The 19,006-nt window shown below is 69.0% G+C and carries 14 protein-coding genes; 8 read left to right on the plus strand and 6 right to left on the minus strand.

The features are described from left to right. Nucleotides 1–84: 84 nt before the first annotated feature. Nucleotides 85–2,343 carry a glycoside hydrolase family 3 C-terminal domain-containing protein gene (locus tag ACPTTC_RS14140; RefSeq protein ID WP_423392832.1) on the minus strand — a complete coding sequence of 753 codons (2,259 nt, stop codon included), beginning with the start codon at nt 2,341–2,343 and terminating at the stop codon, nt 85–87. Between the two features lie 143 nt (nt 2,344–2,486). Between ACPTTC_RS14140 and ACPTTC_RS14145 the strand changes: the two genes are divergently transcribed. After that, nucleotides 2,487–3,521 (plus strand): helix-turn-helix domain-containing protein, encoded by a 1,035-nt coding sequence (locus ACPTTC_RS14145; protein ID WP_423392833.1) that lies wholly within the window; start codon nt 2,487–2,489, stop codon nt 3,519–3,521. Nucleotides 3,522–3,570: 49 nt separating this feature from the next. Continuing rightward, on the plus strand, nt 3,571–4,437 hold the full coding sequence (locus tag ACPTTC_RS14150; RefSeq protein WP_423392834.1) for a GIY-YIG nuclease family protein: 867 nt from the start codon (nt 3,571–3,573) through the stop codon (nt 4,435–4,437). A gap of 54 nt (nt 4,438–4,491) precedes the next feature. On the opposite strand, the gene ppa is transcribed toward ACPTTC_RS14150, so the two are convergent. After that, the gene (gene ppa, locus ACPTTC_RS14155) at nt 4,492–5,019 is read right to left on the minus strand and encodes an inorganic diphosphatase (protein ID WP_027786751.1); all 528 of its coding nucleotides are present in this window, start codon (nt 5,017–5,019) and stop codon (nt 4,492–4,494) included. 371 nt (nt 5,020–5,390) lie between these two features. Between ppa and ACPTTC_RS14160 the strand changes: the two genes are divergently transcribed. The 4 genes from ACPTTC_RS14160 to ACPTTC_RS14175 all read left to right on the plus strand — a co-directional run bounded on the left by ACPTTC_RS14160 (nt 5,391) and on the right by ACPTTC_RS14175 (nt 9,504). Then, nucleotides 5,391–6,830, plus strand: a complete 1,440-nt coding sequence (locus ACPTTC_RS14160; RefSeq protein WP_226198766.1) for an aldehyde dehydrogenase family protein — start codon at nt 5,391–5,393, stop codon at nt 6,828–6,830. Nucleotides 6,831–6,922: 92 nt separating this feature from the next. Then, nucleotides 6,923–7,681 (plus strand): SDR family oxidoreductase, encoded by a 759-nt coding sequence (locus ACPTTC_RS14165; protein WP_423392835.1) that lies wholly within the window; start codon nt 6,923–6,925, stop codon nt 7,679–7,681. Nucleotides 7,682–7,793: 112 nt separating this feature from the next. Continuing rightward, nucleotides 7,794–9,098 carry an MFS transporter gene (locus tag ACPTTC_RS14170; protein ID WP_423392836.1) on the plus strand — a complete coding sequence of 435 codons (1,305 nt, stop codon included), beginning with the start codon at nt 7,794–7,796 and terminating at the stop codon, nt 9,096–9,098. A 40-nt stretch (nt 9,099–9,138) separates the two neighbouring features. Then, a complete protein-coding gene (locus ACPTTC_RS14175; protein WP_423392837.1) occupies nt 9,139–9,504 on the plus strand; it encodes a DUF4180 domain-containing protein in 366 nt (121 codons plus the stop codon). 115 nt (nt 9,505–9,619) lie between these two features. Here the strand turns inward: ACPTTC_RS14175 and ACPTTC_RS14180 are convergent, their stop codons facing one another. From ACPTTC_RS14180 to hemC, 3 genes are read right to left on the minus strand one after another with little or no spacing between them, the layout of a single operon-like run. Further along, nucleotides 9,620–10,807: a heme biosynthesis protein HemY gene (locus ACPTTC_RS14180; protein ID WP_175971280.1), complete on the minus strand. Its 1,188-nt coding sequence runs from the start codon at nt 10,805–10,807 to the stop codon at nt 9,620–9,622. Between the two features lie 2 nt (nt 10,808–10,809). After that, a complete protein-coding gene (gene hemDX, locus ACPTTC_RS14185) occupies nt 10,810–12,780 on the minus strand; it encodes a fused uroporphyrinogen-III synthase HemD/membrane protein HemX (RefSeq protein WP_423392838.1) in 1,971 nt (656 codons plus the stop codon). Beyond that, complete coding sequence (gene hemC / locus ACPTTC_RS14190) at nt 12,780–13,784, minus strand: hydroxymethylbilane synthase (RefSeq protein WP_423392839.1); 1,005 nt, start codon at nt 13,782–13,784, stop codon at nt 12,780–12,782. The genes hemDX and hemC overlap by 1 nt, the downstream gene beginning before the upstream one ends. A gap of 207 nt (nt 13,785–13,991) precedes the next feature. Between hemC and ppc the strand changes: the two genes are divergently transcribed. Next, a complete protein-coding gene (ppc, locus tag ACPTTC_RS14195) occupies nt 13,992–17,018 on the plus strand; it encodes a phosphoenolpyruvate carboxylase (RefSeq protein WP_423392840.1) in 3,027 nt (1,008 codons plus the stop codon). A 118-nt stretch (nt 17,019–17,136) separates the two neighbouring features. Here ppc and ACPTTC_RS14200 read toward each other — a convergent pair whose 3' ends face one another. Then, a complete protein-coding gene (locus ACPTTC_RS14200) occupies nt 17,137–17,889 on the minus strand; it encodes a class I SAM-dependent methyltransferase (protein WP_423392841.1) in 753 nt (250 codons plus the stop codon). 215 nt (nt 17,890–18,104) lie between these two features. Here ACPTTC_RS14200 and ACPTTC_RS14205 point away from each other — a divergent pair, with 215 nt between their 5' ends. Continuing rightward, nucleotides 18,105–18,914 (plus strand): helix-turn-helix transcriptional regulator, encoded by an 810-nt coding sequence (locus tag ACPTTC_RS14205; RefSeq protein ID WP_039368575.1) that lies wholly within the window; start codon nt 18,105–18,107, stop codon nt 18,912–18,914. Nucleotides 18,915–19,006: the final 92 nt, after the last annotated feature.

Consider the following 19,006-nt stretch of genomic DNA (forward strand, 5'->3'; position numbering starts at 1 on the left):
CGCGCGCCGGCCCGCATCGGAAGCATCCGGCGCGTGGCCGGCCGGGGCGCCGCCCCGGGCCCGCCCGATGCATGACGCGGCCGGTCAGCGTGCCGCGAGCGACACCGCCTGCGACAGCGCCTGCGGATCGCGCGACGACGCGGCGGCCGTGAGCGTATAGCTGCCCGCACTGACCCGCCATGCATGCGTGGTCACGTCCCAGGTCGCGAAACGCTGCGACGGAATCGCAATGCCGACCGTGCGCGCCTCGCCAGGCTGCAGCGTGACCTTGGTCCAGCCGACGAGCCGCTTCGGCGGCTCGCCGAGCGACGCGGGCAGCGCCGCATAGACCTGCACCGTCTGCACGCCGGCCCGCGCGCCCGTGTTCGTCACGGTCACGCCGACCGTCACGTTGCCCGATGCATCGGCCGCCGCGGTCATCCCGGAAAGCGTGTACGTCGTGTACGACAGCCCGTAGCCGAACGGGAACAGCGGCTCGATTCCCTTCGTGTCGAACCAGCGATAACCGTATGCGAGGCCTTCCGCATAGACCGATTGCTGGCTCGCCGGATCGATCGCCGGCTGCGGCAGGTCGGCCTCCTGCTTCGGGAACGTCAGCGGCAGCCGGCCCGACGGGTTCGCATCGCCGAACAGCAGGTCGGCGATCGCCTGGCCGCCCTGTGCGCCCGGATACCACGCTTCGAGCACGCCATGCACGTTCGCGAGCCACGGCATCAGCACGGGACTGCCGTTCTCGAGCACGACGATCACGCGCTTCGCCTTCGCCGCGACCGCGGCGATCAGCGCGTTCTGGTCGTACTGCTGGTTGTACGAGTCGGCCTTCGCGTCCGGCAGCGACAGGCTCGCGAGGTCGAGCCCTTCCGTCTGCCACTGCATTGCGAACACGATCGCGACATCGGCCTGCGCGGCCGCGCTCGCCGCGGCATTCGCGTCGGTCCCGTCGAGATAGCTGACCGATGCGTTCGGCGCCTTCGCGCGGATCGCCGCGAGCGGCGCGGACTTGTACCAGGTCGCGCAGCCGCCGAACAGCGTACCGGCCGGTTGCTGACAGGTCGTCACCGCGTTGCCGTCGATCGCCGGCACCGCGCCCGAGCCGCCGCCCGACAGCACGCCCGCGTCCGCATGCCCGCCGATCACGACCACCGACTTGAGCGCGCCGGCCGCCAGCGGCAGCACGGGCTGCGCATCGCCGGGCGCGGCCGCGTTCTTCAGCAGCACCGCGGATTGCCGTGCGATCGCGAGCGCATCGGCGTTGCCGGCCGCTTCGTCGATCGCGCCGCCCGGCTTCGGCGGTGCGTCCATCACGCCGACGCGGATCAGCGTGCGCAGCTTGCGCTGCACCATGTCGTTCAGCCGCGACGCAGACACGCTGCCGGCCTGCAGCGCCGCGCGCAGCTTCGTGTTGAAGAACGAGCCGAGCGGCGCGTTGTTATCGTCCGCCGCGCCCGGTTCCTCCTCGTCGAGCCCCGCCTGCACGGCCGCGACCGTCGAATGCGTCGCGCCCCAGTCCGACTGCACGACACCCTTGAAGCCCCATTCGTTCTTCAGCACCGTCGTCAGCAGATACGGGTTCTCGCACGCATACACGCCGTTCAGCTTGTTGTACGAGCACATCACGTTGCCCGGCTGGCCGTCCTTCACGGCAATCTCGAACGCGAGCAGCTCGGCCTCGCGCATGGTTCGCTCGTCGACGACCGAATCGATCGTCATCCGGTTGGTTTCCTGGTCGTTGAACGCGAAATGCTTGATCGTCGCGATCACCTTCTGCGCCTGTGTCGCCTGCGTGCGCGCGGCGCCAAGCGTGCCCGCGAGCACCGGATCCTCGCCCATGTATTCGAACGTGCGTCCGTTGCGCGGCTCACGCGCAAGGTTCACGCCGCCGCCGAGCCCTTCCGCGAAGCCGAGCGCGCGCAATTCGAGCGCGATGCGCGTGCCGTAGGTACCGGCGAGCGCCGGATCCCATGTCGCCGCAAGCGCGACCGGCGCGGGCAGCGCGGTCACGCGCGCGTTCTTCACGTTCACGCCGCCTGCCGAATCGGCGCTGCTGACGCCCGGAATGCCGAGCCGCGGCACGCCCGGGATGTAGCTCGCGCCGTTCAGCGCGTCGGCCGGAAACGGGCCGCCCAGGTCGAGCGCGGGCATTCCCGTGCCGTGCACGAGCTGCAGCTTCTCGTCGGTCGTCAGTTGCGCGACGAGCGCGGCCGCGCGCTGGTCGGCCGCGGCATCGGGGTCGGCCGGCGCGGCCGGGCCTGCGTGGATGTCGTCGCCGCCGCACGACGCGAGCAGCACCGTGAGCGCACACGCGGACGCAATCGTCGAACACCGGAACAGCGAAGTTTTCATTGATCCTCCTGAATCGATCTGTTGTACTTGTCGCCACACTCCAGCGTCCGAGTCTAAGAATCGACCGGTCACCACGCTTGACCGGCAGGAGCAGCACTTGACCTCTCGCAGCGGGGACAAACCCGAAGGTCATGGAGAGAGACATGGAGTTACGACAGAAATCGGTATCCGTCCGGGTGTACCGACAGGCGCTCGACGACATGCGCCGCGACGGCTTCGACGTCGCGCCGCTGTATGCGACGCTCGGCATCGGCGCGGCCGATCTCGCCGACGACGCGCGGCGCATCCCCGGCGATCGGCACGTCGCCGCGATGCGGCTGATGAGCGAATGGCCGTTGTCCTGGCATCGACCGCCGCCGCAGGTCGTGCCGTGGCTCGCGCCGTTCCCCGAGCTCGCGGGCATCATCTGCAACGCCGCGACGCTGCGCGACGCGCTGCACGGCTACCTGCGCTACCGCGAACTGATCGGCAACGTCGACTGGGTGTTCGCGCATGAAACCGGCGGCGCGATCGCGCTCGAGTACGTGAACGAGGGTGACGGCCGGCCCGCCAGCAGCGCGTTCGCGAATTTTGCGATCCTCGCCGCGCTCGCGCGCCTGTACGATCCGCACGTGCAGGTCGACGAAGCCGCATTCGCGGGCCGCGCGTTCGCGCCGACTGCCGCGTTGCGCGACCTCCTCGGCGCGGCCGTGTCGTTCGATGCCGCGCACAACCGCGTCGTGCTGCGCTCCGCGCGCTTCGACACGCCGTTCGAGCGCTACAACGCGCCGCTCGCGGCCATCCAGCGCCACGCAGCCGACGTCGCACGCGAACGCGTGCGCGCCCGCTCGACGTTCGGTTCGTCGGTCGAGCAATGCGTGCGTGACTGGCTGCGCACGTCCGACGACGCCGACGTGCCATCCGACACGCTGATGGAGCACGTCTGCACGCGCTTCGCGATGTCGCGCTGGACACTGCGCCGGCGCCTGCATCGCGAAGCGGTCGGGTTTCATGCGCTCGTCGCGCAGGCGCGGCTCGGCGAAGCGCGCGACCTGCTGTTGAACACGCAACTGCCGATCGGCGAGATCGGCGTACGGGTCGGCTTCCGTTCGACGAGCGCGTTCACGCGCTTCTTCACGCGCGAACTCGGCGCGGCACCGAGCCGCTTCCGCGACGGGCACGGCGATCGGTGGCGTTGACGGGCACTTTTTCTGAGACACTGGCGGCTTCGCATCCCGCCGCCTTGCCATGTCCTGGTTTCTGTATCTGATCGAATGCGCCGACGACAGCGTCTACACCGGCATCACGACCGACGTTGCCGCGCGCTTCGACGAACACGCTTCCGGCAAGGGCGCGCGCTACACGCGCTCGCGCAAGCCGCGTGCGGTGCTCGCCTCGTTTCCGATGCCCGACCGGTCGAGCGCGTCGCGCGCTGAATACTGGGTGAAGCGGCTTACACCCACGCAGAAGCGTGAGCTTGCGGCAGGGCTGCGGACGCTGGAATCGGTGCTGCCGACGGGGGTGGCAGTCGACGGGAGCGGTGAGGTTGCAGGATTGAAGGCGGGTACGCGCGGGCGGAAGAAGGTGAAGAAGGAGGAGGACGTCGATAGCGCGACGCAGACAGCTGAAATTGAGCAGCCTGGCGCGAAGACGGCAAAAGCCGGGAAAGCCGGGAAAGCCGGGAAAGCCGACAAGTCTGCGAAAACCGCGAAGCCGCGACAAGCCGCCCAGGCACCGAAGGCGGCAAAAGCTGCGCCGGTCGCGAAACGCGACGGCGATGCGGTCGCAAAAAAGACCGCATCGCGCGGTACGCCGTCGCAAAAGAACCGACAGGGCGCGTCTCCGTCGTCGAAAGGAAAAGCGCCATCAGCCAGCGGCAAGCCCGTCACGAACGGACGCGACACTACGGCCCCCGCGCCGACTCGCCGCCCCACGTCAGCCGCGAAAACCGCCGAAGCCGCCGTGCTCTCCGTTGCCGCTCGACGCGCCAAACGCACGACGGGCACGACTCGCACGACTGGCGCGAAGGTCGCGTTGGCCACCGCCGCCCCGCCCGCATCCCCTTCCGCACGCAAGCAGACCGCACGCACAAAACAAAACCGCGCGGCCTCCTGAGGAGACACGCGCGGTTTGCGTTTCGCACGAACCGGCCGTCGGCCGGTATGCCGCTTACTTCTTGTAGTTCGCTGCGCCGTCGGCGATTTCCTTGTGCGCGGCTTCGATGCCGGCCCAGCCTTCGACCTTCACCCACTTGCCCTTCTCGAGCGCCTTGTATTGCTCGAAGAAGTGCTTGATCTGATCCTTCAGGTACTCGGGCACGTCGTCGATCGACTTCAGGTTGGCCGTCATCGGGCAGACCTTGTCGTGCGGCACGGCGACCAGCTTCGCGTCGACGCCCGACTCGTCGGTCATCTGCAGCATGCCGAGCACGCGCGAACGCACGATCGAGCCCGCCAGCAGCGGGAACGGCGTGATCACCAGCACGTCGACCGGATCGCCGTCGCCCGACAGCGTCTGCGGGATGTAGCCGTAGTTCACCGGGTAGCGCATGCCCGTGCCGATGAAGCGGTCGACGACGAGGAGGCCCAGTTCCTTGTCCGCCTCGTACTTCACCGGATCGCTTTGCGCGGGAATCTCGATGATCACGTTGAAATCTTGCGGCAGGTCCTTGCCGGCCGGAACATGATTGAAGCTCATGAGCACTCTCTGTAGGTCGATGGGAATTCGGGACAGGGCGCCGCGGCCGATGCACCGCCGCAGGCGCCCCGCAAGGCAATGCGCCATTATAGCCAATCGACCGGTGGCGTCCGGATGACGATCGGCCGATAATCGTTCCGGATGCCCGGCCGTCGGACCGCCGGCCGCGTTATGTGGAATCGATGCGGGCGTTGAAGTGGTGTCGCCGGTCGATGGCGAAGCATGGGGCTCGAGTAAGCGCAAAGGCGCTAATTCGGATCTACCGCAAAGCATGGGACCCGAGCAGGTGGTGAAGCGCTAACCCGGGTCGACCGCAAAGCATGGGACCCGAGTAAGCGCTGAAGCGCTAACTCGGGTCGACAGGAGCTGGCATGGAAGAGGCGAAGCACTTCATCGCGGGCGAATGGACGTTGCCCACGCAACTGGAAACCATCGCGGTCGTCGACCCATCCGACGGCCAGCCATTCGCGTCGATCGCCCGCGGCACGGCGCCCGACATCGAGCGCGCGGTCGCCGCGGCCCGCGACGCATTCGCAGGCCCGTGGGGCGCCGCCAGCGCCGCCGAGCGCGGCCGCGTGCTGATGCGGCTGTCAGCGCGTGTCGCCGCCGCGATCGAGGAACTCGCCGCGATCGAGGCGCGCGACACCGGCAAGCCGCTGAAGCAGGCACGTGCCGACGCAGCCGCGCTCGCGCGCTACTTCGAGTTCTACGCAGGCGCCGCCGACAAACTGCACGGCGAAACCCTCCCCTATCAAGCCGGCTACACGGTGCTGACGGTGCGCGAGCCGCACGGCGTCACGGGCCACATCGTGCCGTGGAACTACCCGATGCAGATCTTCGGGCGCAGCGTCGGCGCCGCGCTCGCGGCCGGCAACGCCTGCGTCGTCAAGCCGGCCGAGGATGCGTGCCTGTCGTTGCTGCGCGTCGCCGAGCTGGCCGCCGAGGCCGGGTTGCCGGCCGGTGCGCTCAACATCGTCACCGGCTACGGCCATGAAGCGGGTGCCGCGCTCGCACGCCATCCCGGCATCGACCACATCTCGTTCACGGGCTCGCCGGCCACCGGCAAGCTGGTGACGCAGATGGCGGCCGAGAACCACGTACCCGTCACGCTCGAACTCGGCGGCAAGTCGCCGCAGATCGTGTTCGCCGATGCCGATCTCGAAGCGGCGCTGCCCGTGCTCGTGTCCGCGATCGTGCAGAACGGCGGGCAAACCTGCTCGGCCGGCAGCCGCGTGCTGATCGAGCGCGCGGTGTACGAGCCGCTCGTCGAGCGGCTCGCCACCGCGTTCAACGGGCTGCGCGTCGGCCCGAGCCGAGCCGACCTCGATTGCGGCCCCCTGATCAACGCGAAGCAGCAGCAGCGCGTGTGGGATTTCCTGTCCGACGCGCAGCACGACGGCATTCCGATGGCCGCGCACGGGCAGGTCGTCGCCGACGCGCCCGAAAGCGGCTTCTACCAGGCGCCCGCGCTGTTGCGCGACGTGCCGCCGTCGCACCGGCTCGCGCAGGAGGAAGTGTTCGGCCCCGTGCTCGCCGCGATGCGTTTCGTCGACGAAGACGAAGCCGTCGCGCTGGCGAACGGCACGCCATACGGCCTCGTCGCGGGCATCTGGACGCGCGACGGTGCACGCCAGATGCGTGTCGCGCGGCGCCTGCGGGCAGGCCAGGTGTTCATCAACAACTATGGCGCGGGCGGCGGCGTCGAGCTGCCGTTCGGCGGCGTCGGCCACTCGGGGCATGGCCGCGAGAAAGGCTTCGAGGCACTGTACGGCTTCACCGTGCTGAAGACGATCGCGATCCGCCACGGCTGATTGCGTAGCAAGCGGCACGCGGCACATGGCCGGCAGCGCCCGGCCGCGCGCCGAAACACGACGGCACTCATATCCAGCACAGGAGACACACCATGCGGTTGAGCGGCAAGACGGCAATCGTCACGGGCGGAGGCTCGGGGTTCGGCGAAGGCATCGCGAAGACGTATGCGCGCGAAGGCGCGAACGTCGTCGTCAACGACCTGAACGGCGCGGCGGCCGAGCGCGTCGCGAGCGAGATCGCGCTCGCGGGCGGCAAGGCCATCGCGGTGGCCGGCGACGTGTCGAAGCGGGACGACTGGCACGCGCTGCTGCAGGCCACGCTCGACGATTTCCACGCGGTGCAGATCGTCGTGAACAACGCGGGCACCACGCACCGCAACAAGCCGGTGCTCGACGTGACGGAAGCCGAATTCGACCGCGTGTACGCGGTCAACATGAAGAGCCTGTTCTGGTGCGTGCAGACCTTCGTTCCGTACTTCCGCGAACAAGGCGGCGGCGTGTTCGTGAACGTCGCGTCGACGGCCGGCGTGCGGCCGCGGCCGGGCCTCGTCTGGTACAACAGCACGAAGGGCGCGATGATCACCGCAAGCAAGTCGCTCGCGGCCGAACTCGGCGCAGATCGCATCCGCGTGAACTGCATCAACCCCGTGCTCGGCGAAACGGGGTTGATGACGGAATTCATGGGCTGCGAGGATACCCCCGATAACCGCAGCCGTTTCCTCGCGACGATCCCGCTCGGCCGCTTCTCGACGCCGCAGGACATCGCGAACGCGGCGCTTTACCTCGCATCCGACGAGGCCGAGTTCATCACGGGCGTCTGCCTCGAAGTCGACGGCGGGCGCTGCATCTAGCCGTATCCCGGCTGTCCGGCCGGCACAATGTTCACGCAGGTATCGCACGAAACCGGGTCCGGCGCCCCGCGCCCGCCCCGGCCCATGACAAACAAAAAGGACAGGAGACAACATGGCAACATCGACGCAGTCGCTGCCGGGCTCGTCCGGCGCATTCGAGGAAGCAACCTACCGCAAGGTGTCGTGGCGACTCACGCCGCTTCTGCTGCTGTGCTACGTGGTCGCGTATCTCGACCGCGTAAACGTCGGATTCGCGAAGCTGCAGATGGCGAGCGACCTGAACCTCAGCGATACCGTCTACGGGCTCGGCGCCGGGATCTTCTTCTTCGGCTATTTCCTCTTCGAAGTGCCGAGCAACATCATCCTGCACAAGGTCGGCGCGCGCGTGTGGATCGCACGCATCATGGCGACGTGGGGCGTGATCTCGATCCTGACGATGTTCGTCACGACGCCCACGATGTTCTACGTGATGCGTTTCCTGCTCGGCGTCGCCGAAGCGGGCTTCTTCCCCGGCGTGATCCTCTACCTCACCTACTGGTATCCGGCGCACCGACGCGGCCGCATGACGACGTTCTTCATGACGGCTGTCGCGCTGTCCGGCGTGATCGGCGGGCCGCTCTCGGGCTTCATCCTGAAGGCATTCGACGGCATGAGCGGGTGGCACGGCTGGCAATGGCTGTTCCTGCTCGAGGGTATTCCATCGGTGCTGGTTGGCGTCGTCGTGTTCCTCAAGCTGGACGAGCGGATCGAGAAGGCAAACTGGCTGACCGACGACGAAAAGGCGCTGCTCGCGCGCAACGTCGATGCCGAAGAAGCCACCAAGGAAGACCTGCCGCTCGGCGCCGTGCTGTCGAGCCCGCGCGTGTGGCTGATGGCGCTGATCTACTTCTCGTTCGTGATGGGGCTCTACGGCGTCGGCTTCTGGCTGCCGACGATCATCAAGGCCACCGGCGTGACCGACACGTTCATGATCGGCCTGCTGTCGGCGATTCCGTATGCGGCCGCCGTGGTCGCGATGATCCTGATCGCACGCAGCGCGGACCGGCACCGCGAACGCCGCTGGCACGTCGCGATTCCGGCCGCGATCGGCGCGCTCGGGCTCGTGCTGTCGGTAATCTGGGCGCACCAGACCGCGCTCGCGATGCTCGGCCTCACGCTCGCGACGATCGGCATCCTGACGACGCTGCCGCTGTTCTGGAGCCTGCCGACCGCGTTCCTCGGCGGCACCGCGGCCGCGGCCGGCATCGCGATGATCAACTCGATCGGCAACCTCGCCGGCTTCCTCAGCCCGTACATGATGGGCTGGCTCAAGCAGGCAACGGGCGCCAACGATTCGGGCATGTATATGCTTGCCGGGTTCCTCGTGCTCGGCGGGTTGCTGGCGCTGTCGGTACCGAAGCGGCTGGTCGACAAGTGATGCGGAGCGCGACACGATCAGGACGACGGAGCCAACCCGCATGCCCCATCGAATCCTCCAGGCAGCCGGCCGCCGTGTGCTGGTCCGCGATCCTGCCGCCGGGCCAGTCCAACGCGAAAGCGATGCGCTCGACCTCGTCACGCTCGCGCACGAGCACGAAGCCGACTGGGTCGCGGTCCCCGCGAACGCGCTGCACGACGACTTCTACCGGCTCGACAGCGGGCTGGCGGGCGCCGTCCTGCAGAAGCTCGTCAACTACGGCGTCAGGCTCGGCGTGGTCGGTGACATCGAGCGCTGGCTTGCGCGCAGCGAAGCGCTTCGCGCGCTCGTGCGCGAATCCAATCGCGGGCAAGCGGTGTGGTTCGTCGCGAACGAGGACGACCTGCTGCGCAAGCTCGGCACGTGACGTGTCGTCCAGCTCCGCTCCGGACGAAAAAAAGCCCCGAAGGCCGGACAACCTTTGGGGCTTTTTTGCGCAAGTTGCGCGAGCCGCCTGCAGCAGGCAACCCGAGTGACCGGCGTCAGACCACCGTAATCGCGAGCGCGCTTTCGCGGTAATGCTTCGCAGCCTTGTCGGTTTCGCCGAGATGCTCGAACAGGCGTGCGAGCGCCCGATGCGCACGCACCTTCAGCGCCTCGTTGTCGGCCAGCTTCAGTGCCGATTCCAGGAACGACTGCGCCTTGCCCCACAGTTGCTGCTGCTGGCACAGGCGGCCGAGTGCGAACAGCAGGTCGGCGTCTTCCGGGTGATCCTTCTTCCACCCTTCCGCTTTCTGGATCAGCGGCAGCGCATCGGCGCCGGCCGTGTCCGGGTAACGGCGCAGCAGGCGGGCGTCCCAGTTGTGCGCGAGCGCGTCCTCGACGATGCGGCGCGCTTCGTTGCGGCGCTCGAGCGAGACGAGCAGATCGGCCGCGAGATCGGCGAGACGCGGCGACTGGCGCTCGACCGGCGACAGCGACTGCCACACCTCGAGCAGCGCGTCCGGGTCGTGCCGGCGTTCGCGCAGCAGGTTTTCCGCAGCCTGCTGGCGCAACCGTACGGCCGCGGCCGGATGCAGCGCCTCGCGCTTCTCGAGCGCCTTCGCAAGCTTCAGCACCTCGGCCCAGTTCTTCAGCTGCTGCTGCGCCCGCAGCGCGACCTGCTGCGCATGGATGCGCTTGCCGCCCGCCTGCAGGTCGGCCAGCGCGGCAAGCGCGCCGTCGGCATCGCGCGCATCCGCTCGCATGTCGGCCGCGGCGAGCAGCCGTGCGTCCTGCCATTCCGGCGCGTCGACCTTCGACAGCCAGTCGTCACGGCGCGTGTACTCGTGCATCCGGTGCGCGGCCGTGGCCGCGACGAGACTCGCCGCGCCCTGGTTCGCATCGACCGACAGCGCTTCGCGTGCAGCCTTCTCCGCCCGCGAGAAGCGGCCCGCGTACAGGTTCGCGATCGCGTCGCGCAGCGATGCCTGCGCCTTCTCGTTGCGCGAACGCGCCCGATACGCGGCGACCCGCTGCGGCATGCGCCAGATGTTGCGCACGATGCGCAGCAGCGCATACACGACGATGAACAGCACGACGATGGCGATCACGAACAGATTCAGCGACACGTCGATCCGGTACGGCGGATAGACGAGCAGTACCTGCCCCGCGTCGAAACGGCCGACGGTGGCGAGCGCAGCGGCGATCGCGAACAGGACTGCGAGCCAGACGATTCCTCGAAGCGTCATCGTTACCCCCGGCTCTTGAACTGCTGAACGGCGTTCAGGCTGGTGTTCAGGTTCGGCACCGCAACCGTCAGCGAGGCGCCGTCAACCTGCTTGAGCAGATCCTCGACGGTCTGCGTGTCCTTCGATGCCTGGTCGAAATACTTCCCGAGCGACGCCTGCGCGGCGTGCAGGTCGGCCTTCATCGCGCTGTCGTTGCGCGCGAGCAGCGACAGGCGCGCGGTCAGCAGGCGCAGCTTCACGTTCTCGCGCACGAAGTAGCCCTGGTCGGGCGATGCGAGCATGGCGTCCGCGTTGTCGATCCGGCGCACCTGCACGAGCCCCTTCAACTGCTGGCCGAGGCCGGCCGAAAAGTCGTGCCACCACACCTTCCAGCGCGGCTCGCCGGCCACGGCCGACGACGCGGCATCGGCCGGCGCGGCCTTCGGCGCCTCGTGCGGGACGATCGCCTCGCCGGACAGCGGCAGCGCGTCGATCTTCGCGATCGCGTCGTCGAGCTTGATCGCAAGGCCGGTGAGGTCGGCCGCCGGTGCGGCCTTCAGCTTCTCGATGTCCAGCGCGAGCGCCTTGCGCACCGTGACGGCCTGCGCGCTCTGCGACGTCGCGAGGCGCGCGTCGGCGTTCTGCAGCGCGATCAGCGCGAGCTGCGTGTTGCCGGTCAGTTGAAGCTGCTGGCTCGCGCTCGACAGCATCTGGTCGACTTCCTCGAGCATCCAGGCATCGCGGTTGCGCGACAGGTCCTGGTATTGCTGCTGCAGCGCCTGCTGCGCGCTCTGCGCGTCGGCGAGCTTGCCGTCGAGCTGCGCGAGCTGCGTGTCGACCTGGTGCGTGCTCGCGAGCGCCTGCTCGGTCTTCAGGCGCGTCTCGGCCGTCTGCGCATCGAGCGCCTTCTGGCGCGCGACGAACGTGCCGTCGAGCCGGTCGATCTTGCGGTTCAGCGCGTAGCCGCCGACGCCCGCCGCGCAGCCGAGCACGACGACGACGAACCACAGCACCGCGCTGCCGCCGCGGCGCGCGGGCGGTTCGGACGCCATGTAGGCGGGACGGGACGGCGGTGCGGATGCAGCGGCCGGCTGGGAAGCGACGCTGTTGGAATCGTTGGTATCTGTCATGCGTTTAGTCACCGGTGCGGCTGTCGCCGGTTGGACGGCCTGGTCGGCCATCGTTCGAAACGCGCGGACGATGCGCTCATCGCCCGCGCCGGTCAGCGTAATCCTATCAAAACCCAATGCGCGCGCGGTCTGCTCGATCCGCGGATGCGGCGTCACGAGCGGCGCGTGCTTCAGCGCGTCGATCTCGGCATCGTTCAGATGCGCCCGCGCGAGTTCGTGCAGGTTGCGCACGCCTTCCGAGCTCGTGACGAGCCACGCATGCGGCTCGCCGTCGAGCAGCGCATGCACGCGCTCCCACGCGCCGACGCGCGGATCGGGCACGACGCGCCGATACGCGGCGACGAGCGTGACATCCGCGCCGGCCTCGCGCAGCCGGTCGGCGAGCCATTCGCGCCCGCCGTCGCCGCGCACGATCAGCACGCGCTTGCCCGCCAGCGCCTGCGTACCGCCGAATGCGGCCTCGATGCACGCGAACAGGCTTTCCGAATCGTAATGGGGTACGCCTCCGTCGGCCGGCGCCTGCGGCGCGATCACGCGATACGCGGGCGCCGCGATGCCGTGACGCTCGAGCGCCGCGACACTGCCGGGCCCGACCACGCCGACCGGCAGCGCGTTCGGCCAGATCGCGCCGTACTGCGCGAGCGCGCGGTCGATCGCGTTCGGCGACACGAAAATCACCAGCGCGTAGTCGGCGAGCGCCGCGAACGCTGCGTCGAGCGGCGCCGGATCGTCGAGCGGCGCGATGTCGATCAACGGGAATTCGAGCACGTCGCAGCCGGCCTCGGCCAGCTGCGACGCCAGCGCGCCGGACTGGCCGTCCGGGCGCGTCAGGACAGCGGTGAACGCGCGCGCGCCGCCCGCCATCAGGCGTCGCCCTTGCCGGCGGGCGGCGAGCCCGCGAGCAGCGCCTGGACGATGTCGAGCGCGCCTTGCGCCTCGAGTTCGTCGGACACGGCGCGGCCGAGCGCGAGCGCATCGGCGACGGTCATGACGGCCCCGCACGCCTCCGCCGTCAGCACGCGTTTGCCGTCGGTCGTCGACACGCGGCCTGTCAGGTACAGTTCGCCCGCGCGCCACACCGCGTGCGCGGCGAGCGGCACCTCGCAGCTGCCGCCGAGCGCGCGCGACACCATCCGCTCGGCCTCGACCGCGAGCGCGGTCTGCGGGTCGTGCAGCGGCGCGAGCCACGCCGCGACGTCGCTGCGCTGCGATGCGATCTCGATGCCGAGCGCGCCCTGGCCCGCGGCGGGCGGGCTCGCCTCGACGTCGAGCAGCGCGCGGATCCGCGCGTCGAGGCCGAGGCGTTTCAGGCCGGCGGCTGCGAGGATGATCGCCGCGTAGTCGCCGCGATCGAGTTTCGACAGCCGCGTGTCGAGGTTGCCGCGCAGCGGCCGCACTTCCAGGTGCGGGTAGCGCGAGCGCAGCATCGCCTCGCGGCGCAGGCTCGACGTGCCCACCACGGCGCCGGCCGGCAGCGCGTCAAGCGACGCGTAGTCGTTCGACACGAATGCATCGCGCGGGTCCTCGCGCTGCATGATCGCGGCGAGCGAGAAGCCGTCGGGCAGCGCCATCGGCACGTCCTTCAGCGAATGCACGGCGAGATCGGCGCGGCCGTCGGCCAGCGCGGCCTCCAGTTCCTTCACGAACAGTCCCTTGCCGCCGACCTTCGACAGCGTGCGATCGAGAATCTGGTCGCCGCGTGTCGTCATCCCGAGGATTTTCACGTCACAAGCTGGATATAATTTGCGCAGCGCATCACGCACATGTTCGGCTTGCCACATCGCCAGGCGGCTTTCGCGCGAAGCAATCGTCAACGTCGCGGGCGGCTGTGCCTGTTGCGGCCCGGCCGCAGGGGTCTCGGAATTCATTGCTGGAACATCGAAGGACGGGATTGAAGATCGAACAATGGTAGCACGCACGCCCCTGCCCGCCCGGGCCCGGAGCCTGCGTCCGGCCTGCCGCCGAGCGGGTCGCGGCGCCGATGTGCGGATGTGCCGCACGTAGCTGGTTGCTTGACCGCAGTTTCGCAGTTTCCGCAGTTCCTTTTGACTCGAGCTTTCCCAAGGAAACCCATCGTGAAGTCTTCCGGATCGGCGCGTACGGCGCGCCGCAATGCTGCCCTATCCTCCTCCGACGCCTCGACGGACACCGTCGCCACCACCGCGAACGGCCGTGCGAAAACGGCAACGAAACCGAAAGACCCGATACGTCAGACAAAACGCACGGCGAACGCCGCCGGCCCGGCTGCCCGCACCGCGGCCCGCACGGCCGGTGCGACGAAGTCCGGCACGCGCACGCGCGAGGACAAGGACGGCCCGCTGTTCGAGGACATCCGCTTCCTCGGCCGGCTGCTCGGCGACGTCGTGCGCGAACAGGAAGGCGACACCGTGTTCGACGTCGTCGAGACGATCCGCCAGACCGCGGTCAAGTTCCGCCGCGAGGACGACAGCGAAGCCGCGCAGACGCTCGAGAAGAAGCTGCGCAAGCTGACGCCGGAGCAGACGGTGAGCGTCGTGCGCGCGTTCAGCTATTTCTCGCACCTCGCGAACATCGCGGAAGACCGCCACCACAACCGCCGCCGCCGCATCCACGCGCTGGCCGGCTCCGCGTCGCAGCCCGGCACGGTCGCGTACGCGCTCGAACAGCTGAAGACGACCGGCAACGCGTCGAAGCGCCTGCTGCAGCGCTTCTTCGACGATGCGCTGATCGTGCCGGTGCTGACCGCGCACCCGACCGAAGTGCAGCGCAAGAGCATTCTCGACGCGCAGCACGACATCGCGCGCCTGCTCGCCGAGCGCGACCAGGAACTGACGAGCCGCGAGCGCCAGCACAACGAAGCGATGCTTCGCGCGCGCGTGACCGCGCTGTGGCAGACCCGCATGCTACGCGACGCGCGCCTGACGGTCGGCGACGAGATCGAGAACGCGCTGTCGTACTACCGCGCGACGTTCCTCGACGAACTGCCCGCGCTGTACGGCGACATCGAGGCCGCGCTCGCCGAGCACGGCCTGTCCGCACGCGTGCCCGCGTTCTTCCAGATGGGCAGCTGGATCGGCGGCGACCGCGACGGCAACCCGAACGTGACCGCGGCGACGCTCGACGAAGCGATCAACCGCCAGGCCGCCGTGATCCTCGAGCACTATCTGGAACAGGTGCACAAGCTCGGCGCCGAGCTGTCGGTGTCGAACCTGCTCGTCGGCGCGAACGACGCCGTGAAGGCGCTCGCGGCAGCGTCCCCCGACCAGTCGCCGCACCGCGTCGACGAGCCGTATCGCCGTGCGCTGATCGGCATCTACACGCGCCTCGCGGCAAGCGCGCGCGTGCGTCTCGGCGAAGGTACGGTGCCCGTGCGCAGCGCGGGCCGCGGTGCGCCGCCCGTGCGCGCGATCCCGTATGCGGATTCCGACGCGTTCGTCGCCGACCTGAAGGTGCTGACCGCGTCGCTCGACGAACACCACGGCACGTCGCTCGCCGCGCCGCGCCTCGCGCCGCTCGTGCGTGCAGCCGAAGTGTTCGGCTTCCACCTCGCGAGCATCGACCTGCGCCAGAGCTCCGACATCCACGAAGCCGTGGTCGCCGAACTGTTCGCCCGCGCGGGCGTCGAGGCCGACTACGCGGCACTCGCCGAGGAAGACAAGCTGCGCGTGCTGCTCGCCGCGCTCGCCGATCCGCGTCCGCTGCGCTCGCCGTACATCGAATACTCGGCACTCGCGCAGAGCGAGCTCGGCGTGTTCGAAAAGGCGCGCGAAGTCCGCGCGCAATTCGGCGCACGCGCGGTGCGCAACTACATCATTTCGCATACGGAAACCGTCAGCGACCTTGTCGAGGTGCTGCTGCTGCAGAAGGAGACGGGCCTGCTCGAAGGCGCGCTCGGCGTACCGGGCGGCGATGCGAGGAACAGCCTGATGGTGATCCCGCTGTTCGAGACGATTCCCGACCTGCGCGACGCCGCGCGCATCATGCGCGAGTACTTCGCCCTGCCGGGCATCGACGCGCTGATCGCGCACCAGGGCGCCGAGCAGGAAGTGATGCTCGGCTATTCGGACAGCAACAAGGACGGCGGCTTCCTCACGTCGAACTGGGAGCTGTATCGCGCGGAGCTCGCGCTCGTCGACCTGTTCCGCGACCGCAAGATCACGCTGCGCCTGTTCCACGGCCGCGGCGGCACGGTCGGCCGCGGCGGCGGCCCGACCTACCAGGCGATCCTGTCGCAGCCGCCGGGCACCGTGAACGGCCAGATCCGCCTGACCGAACAGGGCGAGGTGATCGCGAGCAAGTTCGCGAACCCGGAGATCGGTCGCCGCAACCTCGAGACGGTCGTCGCCGCGACGCTCGAAGCAACGCTCCTGCCGCAGAACAACGCGCCCGCGCAGTTGCCGGCGTTCGAGGCCGCGATGCAGACGCTGTCCGATTCGGCGATGGCCGCGTACCGTGCGCTCGTCTATGAAACCCCGGGCTTCACCGACTATTTCTTCTCGTCGACGCCGATCACCGAGATCGCCGAGCTGAACATCGGCAGCCGCCCGGCTTCGCGCAAGCTGCAGGATCCGAAGCAGCGCAAGATCGAGGACCTGCGCGCGATTCCGTGGGGCTTCTCGTGGGGCCAGTGCCGGCTGCTGCTGACGGGCTGGTATGGCTTCGGCAGCGCGGTGAGTGCGTATCTCGACGGCGCGCAGGACGACGCCGAGCGCACGAAGCGCGTCGCGCTGCTGAAGAAGATGAACAAGACCTGGCCGTTCTTCTCGAACCTGCTGTCGAACATGGACATGGTGCTCGCGAAGACCGACCTCGCGGTCGCGTCGCGCTACGCGCAGCTCGTTTCCGATCGCAAGCTGCGCAAGCACGTGTTCGAGCGGATCGTCGCGGAATGGGAGCGCACGTCGCAGGCGCTGGCGGAAATCACCGGGCAAGAAGGCCGCCTCGCGACCAACCCGCTGCTCGCGCGCTCGATCAAGAACCGCTTCCCGTATCTCGATCCGCTGAACCACCTGCAGGTCGAGCTGATCAAGCGTCACCGCGCGGGCGACACGAACGCGCGGCTGCGCCGCGGGATTCACCTGACGATCAACGGGATCGCAGCCGGCCTGCGCAACACCGGCTGACCCGCCTGCGGCGCGGTGTGATGCCGCGCCGACCGACATCGTGGAAGCCGCGATACGCGAGGGTGCGTATCGCGGCTTTTTTCATGCGCGGGCAAAACCGCAGCGGCCCACCTCGCGCTCAGTGCGCGTCGATCAGCAGCGCGTCGTGTTCGAACGAACCGTCGGGCTGCACCGCGTAGTAGCCGCGCACCTCGTCGGGCGCATGCGCCCACAGCGCGCGAATGCCGGTCACGCAGTCGGCCGGCGTGCGGATGCGCGCGACCCACGTATCGAAATCGATCGGCAGCCGCCAGCGGCTGTGCACGTGCGCGTCGAAGCCGGCCTCGCGGAACATCGCGAGCCATTCGTCCGCACGGTAGTCGCGTACGTGCGACGCGTCGCGCAGCACTTCCGCGGCCTGCAGGTAGGTGTCGAGAAGCGGATGGTCGTTGCCGGCGATATCGATCATCAGCACGCGGCCGCCCGGTTTCAGCACGCGGCGCACCTCGGCGAGCGCAGCGCGCATGTCGTGCCAGTGATGCGCGCTCATCCGGCTCACGACCCAGTCGAACGTCGCCGGCTCGAACGGCAGTTGCTCGGCCGGGCCCTGCTGCGTGCGCATGTTCGCGAGCCCGCGTTCGCGCGCGGCCGCGTCGACGGTCGCGAGCATCTGCGCGGCGAGATCGTAGGCGACCACGTCGCGCACGTGCGGCGCGACCGCGAAGCTCGCATGGCCGGCGCCGCAGCCGAGATCGAGCACCGCGGCGTCGGGCGTTGCGCGCACCGCATCGGCGAGCGTCTGCAGATCGGCGCCCGTCGCATGGACCGTGCTCGTCAGATAGGCGGCGGCCGTCGTGCCGAATGCGTCGGCGACCTGGTCGTGGTGTTTCATCGTTCGCTCCTTTGTCCAGTTGCCGGCACGACAGACGCCTGCGCGCCTGTACCGGCCCCATGCAACGCGTTTTGTGGGACGCGCGCTGCCCTGCCAGCACGCGAGCCGCTACAATAGGCCTGCGTTTGTACCAGTACAAGTTAAGCAGTTATTCTGGTATTTGATACACCTGCCTGATCGTTGCCGCGTCCCCGCTTCCATTTCACCGTTTCCGCATGAACCACCCGTCCTCCGCCCCGGTCCCGCCGCTCGACGCCACACCCGCCCGTGCACTCGGCGAATTCATCCGCGCCCACCGCGAGCGGCTGTCGCCGCAGGCCGTCGGCCTGCCGCCCGGCCCGCGCCGCCGCACGCCGGGGCTGCGGCGCGAGGAAGTCGCGCAACTGTGCGGCGTCAGCCCGACCTGGTACACGTGGATCGAGCAAGGCCGCCCCGTGTCCGCGTCGGCCGACGCGCTCGCGCGGATCGCCGTTGCGCTGCAACTGTCGAAGGCCGAACGTGCGTACCTGTTCGAGCTGGCTGCGCAGCGCGACCCGGCCGAACCCGACGTCGCGGGCGGCGACCTGCCGCCGACGCTCGCCGCGACCGTCGCGGCAATCGCGACACCCGCGTACGTGCTCGACCGGCAATGGAACGCACTCGCATGGAACGCACCGGCCGCCGCGCTCTTTTCCGGCTGGCTCGACGGCGAGCACGACCGCAACCTGCTGCGCTTCACGTTCATGTCGCCCGCCGCGCGCACGCTGATCGTCGACTGGGAAACCCGCGCGCGGCGGCTCGCGGCCGAATTCCGCGCCGATTCGATCCGTCACCTGACCGATGCGCCCACTCGCGCGCTGATCGACGCACTGACCGCCGGCAGCGATGCGTTCGCGCAGTACTGGGCGTCGCAGGACGTGTTCGAACGCGAAGGCGGCCTCCGCGAATTCGACCATCCGGCCGACGGTCGCCTCGTGTACCAGCAGATCACGCTGAAGCCCGCGCACCGCGAGGACCTGAAGCTGGTGGTGCTGGTGCGCGACTGAACGGGCCGGGCCGGCTCGCGCCTGCGCGCCGCCGCGAACGGCGGCGCGGCGCGGCGGGCAGGCCCGCGAATGTTAGAATCGCGGGATTCCCT

It is taken from the genome of Burkholderia mycopellens, from assembly GCF_964265025.1.
Classification (GTDB): domain Bacteria; phylum Pseudomonadota; class Gammaproteobacteria; order Burkholderiales; family Burkholderiaceae; genus Burkholderia.